Origin of the sequence: Leyella stercorea, assembly GCF_019052365.1 — a bacterium.
Taxonomy (GTDB): Bacteria; Bacteroidota; Bacteroidia; order Bacteroidales; family Bacteroidaceae; genus Prevotella.
Genome location: NZ_JAHQUY010000101.1, coordinates 1 through 7,327 on the forward strand (window position 1 = coordinate 1; position 7,327 = coordinate 7,327).

A 7,327-nucleotide genomic window follows, 5' to 3' on the forward strand; every position below is an offset into this window, starting at 1 on the left:
AATAAATATTTTAATACAAAGAAACATTTGATAGATATTTTTGTGTTTAAATTGGCATTTTGTTTAAAAATCTTCATTCGCAGCGTGAATTTGCAAAATAAGCAACAAAGTGTGCGAGCACAAAAAAACCGAAGACTATGCTATTGGCAGCATTGTCTCCGGTTATATGCGTTTTGTCTGTAAAGAAGCCTTACTTCTTCTTTGCAGAAATACTTACTTCTTCTTAGCAGCCTTCTCCTCCTTTGCAGGAGCCGCCGGCTTGTAAGCCTTGTTCAAGCCTGCAATCACCTCGTTGGTGATGTCGTAAGCCTTGTCGGCGTAGAGGATATTGTCGCCAGCCTTACTCAGAATCAAGCCATACTTCTTGTCCTTGTTGTATACAGCGAGGAAGTGCTGGATAGAGTCGCGCAGAGCGTTGTTATACTTCTCTGTCTCTGCCTGGAACTCGCCGCTCAGACGCTGGTTGAGCACCTGAAGGTCGCTGTTCTGCTTCTGCAGCGACATCTGAATCTGCTCTGCCTGCTCGCGTGTGTAGGCGTTCTGCTGAACCTTCTGCTGGAAGTTGCCGTAAGCCTGCTCAAGAGCGTGCTGCTTCTGTGCGAGTGTGTTCTGGATGTTCTGACCCTTCTTCTGGAGAATGAGCGAGTAGTCCTTGCAGAACTTGTACTGCGACATGATGCTGTCTACCTCTACATACGCAATCTTTGCGTCTGAAGGCACAGCCTGCTTGCTCTCTACCTTCTTCTCGTCAACCTGACACTTCGACTTGTCGCAAGAGGTCATTGCGAAAGCGGCTACAGTTGCGAGTGCAAGTGCGCCGAAAATGTTTTTCTTGTTCATCTTTATTTAGTTTTAATTTTATCGTTTTAAGTGCCTGCCTATATCTATATATATCTATACATTATATATTATAGACAAATCAGTTAGTACCACTATATACAACTTAGGCATATTAGTAGGCACCGTTGCGCTCACGGGCTTCGCGGTCCTGGTCCATCACGCAGTGGATGCCCTGCTTGCGCAAGCCCGGATTGTCGTGTACGTGCTGTGAAGAGAACTTGCCGTTGCGTTTCAGCAGCACCTTTATCGACAACAAAGCGAAGGCTACTGCCACTACAGCGAGGCTTATAAGCATTAATTTAATCATATTATATTTTTTTATTTTGTGGTGTCTACCTTTTACATTATCTTTGCAGAAGATAGGCTGCACCTCGGCAATTTGAAGCAAGCTTCATTGCGCTCGATTTGCGCTATCTTTGCAGAAGATAGGCTGCACCGCCCATATCGGTACAAAGGTACGGCAAATCGGCGGTATGGCAAAATAATTTACCGAAAATTCAGATTATTATAACATCAACATAAAAAAATTAAGGAAAATGAGCAATTGCGAATTGAAACCTGCTCGCGTGTTCGAGCAGTTTGCTAAAATCAATGAGATTCCGCGCCCTTCAAAGCATGAGGAGCGCATGATTGAGTATCTTCAGGAGTTCGGCAAGAGCCACGGCTTAGAGACCGAGACCGACGAGACGGGCAACGTAGTAATCCGCAAGCCGGCTACAAAGGGTCACGAGAACGCTCCGACACTCATCCTGCAGAGCCACATGGACATGGTCTGCGACAAACTCGTAGACGTAGACTTCAACTTCCACACCGACGCTATTCAGACTTATGTAGACGGCGAATGGCTCAACGCTAAGGGCACAACTCTCGGTGCTGACGACGGCATCGGATGCGCTATCGAACTGGCTATCCTCGACAGCGACGACATCGAGCACGGACCGCTGGAGTGTGTGTTTACACGCGACGAGGAGACAAGTCTCACTGGTGCTATGGGCATGAAGGCAGGTTTCATGAAAGGCGATATGCTCATCAACCTCGACTCTGAGGACGAAGGACAGATCTTCATCTCTTGCGCCGGCGGAAAGACTACTTCGGCTCGCTTCACATTCGAGCGTGAGGCTGCTCCCGAGGGTATGTTCTTCCTCACAGCTTCGGTAAAGGGCTTGAAGGGCGGACACTCTGGCGACGATATCAACAAGAAACGCGCCAACGCCATCAAGATTCTCGCTCGTTTCCTCTATAAGGAGCAGGAGAAGATGGATCTTCGCCTCGCTAAGTTCAACTCGGGCAAGCTGCACAACGCCATTCCTCGCGACGGTAGCATCGTATTCGCTGTTCCGGCAAGCGAGAAGGAGACTGTACGTGCCGACTGGAACGTGTTCACAGCTAACATCGAGGAGGAGTTCCACGTAACCGAGCCGGTTATGGAGTTCAACCTCGGTAGCACCGACGCTGAGAGCGTACTGCCGAAGGACGCAAGCCGCCGCTTCATCCTCTGCATGCAGGCTGTCGACAACGGCGTGTTCGCTATGTGCCAGGACGAGGCTCTGGCATACATGGTCGAGACTTCTAACAACGTGGCAAGCGTTCAGACCGCAGAGAACGAGATCAACGTAGTGGCTTCGCAGCGTTCTAACGTGATGAGCAACCTCGAGAACGAGACTAACACCGTGAAGGCAGCCTTCGAACTTGCTGGCGCTGAGGTGAAGATGAGCGACGGCTATCCGGCTTGGAAGATGAACCCGGACAGCAAGCTCACGAAGGTGGCTGTCGAGTCGTACAAGAAGCTCTTCGGCAAGGATCCTATCGTTAAGGGCATCCACGCTGGCTTGGAGTGCGGTCTGTTCTCGGAGCGCTACCCGAACCTCGACATGGTTTCGTTCGGTCCTACGCTGCGCGACGTGCATACTCCTGACGAGCGTCTTCACATCCCGACTGTTCAGATGGTTTGGGATCATCTGCTCGACATCATGAAGCATCTCTAATATAGAAGGGTATGGCATCCATGTCATACCCACGCAGACTAAAAAACAAAGAGGGTATGGCTATTCCGCCATACCCTCTTGCTTTATGTTATAATTCCGTAAGTCCTTTTACAGTTCTACATCCGTAAGACACATGTCGAGCTGTTCTTTTATTGTCTTTTTGTCGAGTTTCTGACCGATGAACACGAGCTTCTGCATACGGTCGCCATACTTCTCGTCCCAGTCTCTGCGCAGTCCTTCTTCACGGTCGAGCATCTGCTGCAGTTCGTCCTTCGGCATTGTGGCGTACCACTGTCCGGCGTTTTTCAGCTCCATCTGCTTGCCTGCCTGCTCAAAGAGATAGCACATGTCGGGCTCTTCCTTGAACCAGCACAATCCCTTGCAGCGAATCACGTTCTTCGGGAACAGACGCGCCACGAAGTTGTCGAAGAAGTTCATGTCGAACGGCTTTCTGCGATAATATACGAACGTGCCAATGCCGTACTCCTCCACTTCGCCGCCTTCATGGTCATGGTGATGGTGATGTCCGCAACCGCCATGGCAGTCGTGGTCGTGATGATGATGTTCATGCTCTTCATCTTCATGGTCGTGATGATGATGGTGCTCATGCTCCTCCTCATCATCATCGTCATCATCCTCCTCATCGCCGTGATGATTCTCAATCTCGTTGATCCATGCAGCCGATGTAGCCACCTCGTTGAAGTTGAAACGACCGGTGTTGAGCAGACGCTCCAAGTCTACGTCGCCATAGTTGCATGGTATGATTTCTGCTTTAGGCTGAATGGCGCGGATTATCTCGGTGAGTTTGCGCAGATCGTCAGCGCTCACCTCTGCAGCCTTGTTCAGAAGTATCGTGTTGCAGAACTCTATCTGCTGTATTACGAGGTTTTCGAGGTCTTCGTCTTCAAGTCCGTCGCGTGTTAGAGCGTTGCCGTTGTTGAACTCGTCTCTCATGCGCAGCGCGTCCACCACGGTCACGATGCTGTCAAGACGCGGTATGCCGTTGGTGATATACTGCGGACCGAGTGTCACCATCGAACTGATAGTCTGCGCAATCGGTGCCGGTTCGCAGATGCCGCTCGCCTCGATGACGATATAGTCGAAGCGCTTCATATTCACGATGTCGCGCAACTGGTCGATAAGGTCCATCTTCAGCGTGCAGCAGATGCAGCCGTTCTGCAGAGCTACCAGACTGTCGTCCTGCTTGTTCACCACTCCACCCTGCTGGATGAGGTCGGCGTCGATGTTCACCTCGCCGATATCGTTCACGATAACGGCGAACTTAATGCCTTTCTCATTAGAAAGGATTCGATTTAACAATGTTGTCTTGCCGCTGCCCAAATAACCTGTGAGCAGCAATACCGGAATCTGTGTCATAGTATTTTGTTATTATTCCTTCATTAATTCTGAATATGTGCGGTCCATCTCGTCGGTCATAACCGTGAAGTTATGCTGCGTTTGGCAGACCTTCAAGAACAGCGAAGCAAGGTCTGCTGCCTCTGCGTCAGCAAAGTCGACAGCTTCGTCGAGCAGCAAGATGTTCATCGCATCAAGCATCAGACGGAAGAGCGTAGCCCCACGTAGGGGGTGCACTTGTCTCAAGTGCACCGACCGATCAGAACGCGCATCCTCCCCAAGGGGGTGCACTTGTCTCAAGTGCACCGACCGATCAGAACGTGCATCCTCCCCAAGGGGGTGCACTTGTCCCAAGTGCACCGACCGATCAGAACGCGCATCCTCCCCCGTCTGGCGCAGACCGCGAACGTATGCGAACATCACGACACGCACAGTCAGCTCGATGGCGCGGTCGGAGTCTACCGACGCTTCCGTCTCTGCCTCCGCCTTACGCACATAGCCCTCAAGATGGTCGGCGTTGGAGAGGTATCTGCCTGCAAGCAGCATCGAGAAGTTGCGCTTGTATTCCTCCACCATAGCGTTGTAGTACGCCTCGTTGCCACACGCCGTGCGCACAAGTGCCATCATGTCGTCGCCACGCTGTTGCGCTTCGCGAGCCAGTGCCGCAATGTCTTCATACTTGTAGTTCATGGCTGCCAACGGGAAGAACATGGTGTCGAAGAAAGCGGGCGCAATGTGCTCGTAGTGCTCCAGCATCAGCTTCTTCACCGACTGCGGTGTCGTCTTCTCCTTCGGGTCTTCCACCTGACTCTCTATAACGCCATGCGAGAAGGCGTCAAAGAACGAACGCACCAAAGCCGCCTGAACCTTATACTTGTCTATTTTCTCTGTCATCAAAGTTCTGTTTGAATGTTTATTGACCTGTACTATATAATATTATGTATATAGAATGGTTTTGCTTATTAGCGCATTACTTCTTATAAGCATCGAGAATCTCCACTACATACACGTCGTGCAAGCCGCCCTTCTCGCCGTACCACTGCTCTATCGACTTGTCGAGCATCTCCTCCGGACGAATCTGCGTCTTGTACAGCTTGCGGCAGGTGAGTGTGAGGCGTGCTTCATCGAATGTTACGCAGCCGTTCTCGGTAGCAACCGGTGTGAGATGAGCCTCCTTCGCCTTATCGAAGTCTCTGCCCGACTTAGCGCCACAGAAGGCATACGCCTTGCGTGCCTCTTCCGAGTTGCCGAGGAAAACAAGGTTCATTGTGTCGTTAGCCTCTATGAGCTCGTGTGTATAACGCTCCGGACGGATGTACACAATAGCCACCGGACGGTTCCACAACCAGCCGAGGCATCCCCAAGAAGCTGTCATCATGTTGAACTTCTCCACGTTGCCTGCAGCAACAAGCATCCACTCCTTACCAATAGTAGTGAACACATTATCGTTGAGTGTCGTAACGTCTATCTTTTCCATAGTCTTCTAAATTTTAATCATGGCGACTGAGGTAAAGCTCCGCCGCTCTAAGTTTATACAACCCTGCAGCATTCAAGGCGCAGCATGCACCTCAAACATGCAAATACAAAAAAACGAGACAAAACTTAAAGTCTTGTCTCGTCATCATTTTGAGCCTCTTGTCGGATTCGAACCAACGACCCCGAGATTACAAATCACGTGCTCTGGCCAACTGAGCTAAAGAGGCGGGTGGGCAAGCTACTTACATCGCGCCGCTACAACCAACTACCTTTGCTACGTTCCCGTCCTGGAGGGTTCGAAGGGAGCTGGCCGTGCAAGACTTACCCGTATTGCTCTGTAAGCGGTTGCAAAGGTACGCATTTGTTATGAAACCACCAAACGTTTTCGCAACTTTTTAACTACGAACTTACATTTTTCTGCTTTTAAACCTTAAGATCTATATAAAACAGAACTTTTTCGCCATACTTATGCTGCATTATAGGAGGGTATGGCATTCTTGCCATGCTTATGCAGCATTATAGGAGTGTATGGCATTCTTGCCATACCCACGCACACTATAAATTCATAAAGGTATAGCGAGCTTCGCCATATAAGGCGCAATCATCTCTGCCGCATGCTCAAGAAACTGTCTGTCAACGTCGTCGAATGTTGCCAATTCGGTGCTGTCGATGTCTATTTCACCAATCACTACCCCATTGTGCTTCAACGGAACGACAATCTCCGATCGGGAGAGCGACGAGCATGCAATATGTCCAGGGAAATTCTCTACATCATCTACAACAAGTGAGCGCTGTTCTTTCCATGACGTGCCACAGACACCGCGTCCGAACTTGATGCGTGTACATGCCGGCGTACCCTGGAACGGACCGAGGTACAGTTCGTCACCATCTACAATATAGAAACCTACCCAGAAATATTCCTCTGGAAAGATTGTCTTCATTACTGCAGCACAATTAGACAATACGCTGATAGGATGGTCAGCATCATTCGCGAATACTTCTATCTGAGAGATCAGTTCTGCGTATCTTGATTGTTTATCCATAGCTATATGTTTAATATAACTACAAAGGTATATATTAATTTTTAGATTGGGATAGTCCATAGAAAATGATGTAGGTGAAAAAATCTGCCATATCTTCCAGCAGCGGCGCAGCCAATTGGCTTTGAAGTAGTTAAAGGCTGGAAGATGCAGGTTGTATCTACCATGATTTGAAGGTATCTACCAGGATCAGGGGGTGCAGCAGTCTCTGCTGCACCGACCAAGCTTCGGTTGGTGCACTATTGCTCGGTTGGTGCACTTGAGACAAGTGCACCCCCTGTGGATACAAAAAAAAGGTCTCCAAAGTCATTTGACTCTGAAGACCTCAAGTAAAGAAGGCAGCCACCTACTCTCCCGCATTGCATTGCAGTACCATCGGCGCAAGCGGGCTTAACTTCTCTGTTCGGAATGGGAAGAGGTGGGACACCGCCGCAATAACCGCCTAATATTCGTTCGCCTGCGACAATTAGTAATTTTTAATTATTAATTATTAATTCGTCGAGCGTATAAGTTAGACAAATTGATCAGCAAAAACTGTTGTTAAACTTTCAACAACTGAAAGCACGACTACTCGAGAAGAAAGTCTCGGGCAATTAGTACTGCTCGGCTTTGACGTCACCGTCTTTACAC

Annotated in this window: 7 protein-coding genes, 1 tRNA gene, 1 rRNA gene and 1 other RNA gene; 1 reads left to right on the forward strand and 9 read right to left on the reverse strand. The window is 49.4% G+C overall.

Annotated features, from left to right (window positions below; all coding sequences use genetic code 11):
• Positions 1 to 213 precede the first annotated feature (213 nt).
• Together KTQ90_RS12225 and KTQ90_RS12230 are read right to left on the reverse strand one after the other, a co-directional pair.
• Positions 214 to 840: an OmpH/Skp family outer membrane protein gene (locus tag KTQ90_RS12225; protein ID WP_022157502.1), complete on the reverse strand. Its 627-nt coding sequence runs from the start codon at positions 838 to 840 to the stop codon at positions 214 to 216.
• A 112-nt stretch (positions 841 to 952) separates the two neighbouring features.
• The gene (locus KTQ90_RS12230) at positions 953 to 1,147 is read right to left on the reverse strand and encodes a hypothetical protein (RefSeq protein WP_007898778.1); all 195 of its coding nucleotides are present in this window, start codon (positions 1,145 to 1,147) and stop codon (positions 953 to 955) included.
• Between the two features lie 229 nt (positions 1,148 to 1,376).
• Here KTQ90_RS12230 and KTQ90_RS12235 point away from each other — a divergent pair, with 229 nt between their 5' ends.
• The gene (locus KTQ90_RS12235; RefSeq protein WP_217318663.1) at positions 1,377 to 2,825 is read left to right on the forward strand and encodes an aminoacyl-histidine dipeptidase; all 1,449 of its coding nucleotides are present in this window, start codon (positions 1,377 to 1,379) and stop codon (positions 2,823 to 2,825) included.
• 108 nt (positions 2,826 to 2,933) lie between these two features.
• On the opposite strand, the gene KTQ90_RS12240 is transcribed toward KTQ90_RS12235, so the two are convergent.
• The 7 genes from KTQ90_RS12240 to rrf form a co-directional block, all read right to left on the reverse strand.
• The gene (locus KTQ90_RS12240) at positions 2,934 to 4,202 is read right to left on the reverse strand and encodes a CobW family GTP-binding protein (protein ID WP_217318664.1); all 1,269 of its coding nucleotides are present in this window, start codon (positions 4,200 to 4,202) and stop codon (positions 2,934 to 2,936) included.
• Between the two features lie 12 nt (positions 4,203 to 4,214).
• Positions 4,215 to 5,075 (reverse strand): hypothetical protein, encoded by an 861-nt coding sequence (locus KTQ90_RS12245; protein WP_217318665.1) that lies wholly within the window; start codon positions 5,073 to 5,075, stop codon positions 4,215 to 4,217.
• A 76-nt stretch (positions 5,076 to 5,151) separates the two neighbouring features.
• The gene (locus KTQ90_RS12250; protein WP_217318666.1) at positions 5,152 to 5,658 is read right to left on the reverse strand and encodes a flavin reductase family protein; all 507 of its coding nucleotides are present in this window, start codon (positions 5,656 to 5,658) and stop codon (positions 5,152 to 5,154) included.
• A gap of 152 nt (positions 5,659 to 5,810) precedes the next feature.
• A tRNA-Thr gene (locus tag KTQ90_RS12255) sits at positions 5,811 to 5,884 on the reverse strand.
• A 1-nt stretch (position 5,885) separates the two neighbouring features.
• Positions 5,886 to 5,984, reverse strand: an RNA gene (ffs, locus tag KTQ90_RS12260) — signal recognition particle sRNA small type.
• 236 nt (positions 5,985 to 6,220) lie between these two features.
• Complete coding sequence (locus KTQ90_RS12265) at positions 6,221 to 6,700, reverse strand: GAF domain-containing protein (protein WP_217318667.1); 480 nt, start codon at positions 6,698 to 6,700, stop codon at positions 6,221 to 6,223.
• Between the two features lie 330 nt (positions 6,701 to 7,030).
• Positions 7,031 to 7,143, reverse strand: a 5S ribosomal RNA gene (gene rrf / locus KTQ90_RS12270).
• Positions 7,144 to 7,327: the final 184 nt, after the last annotated feature.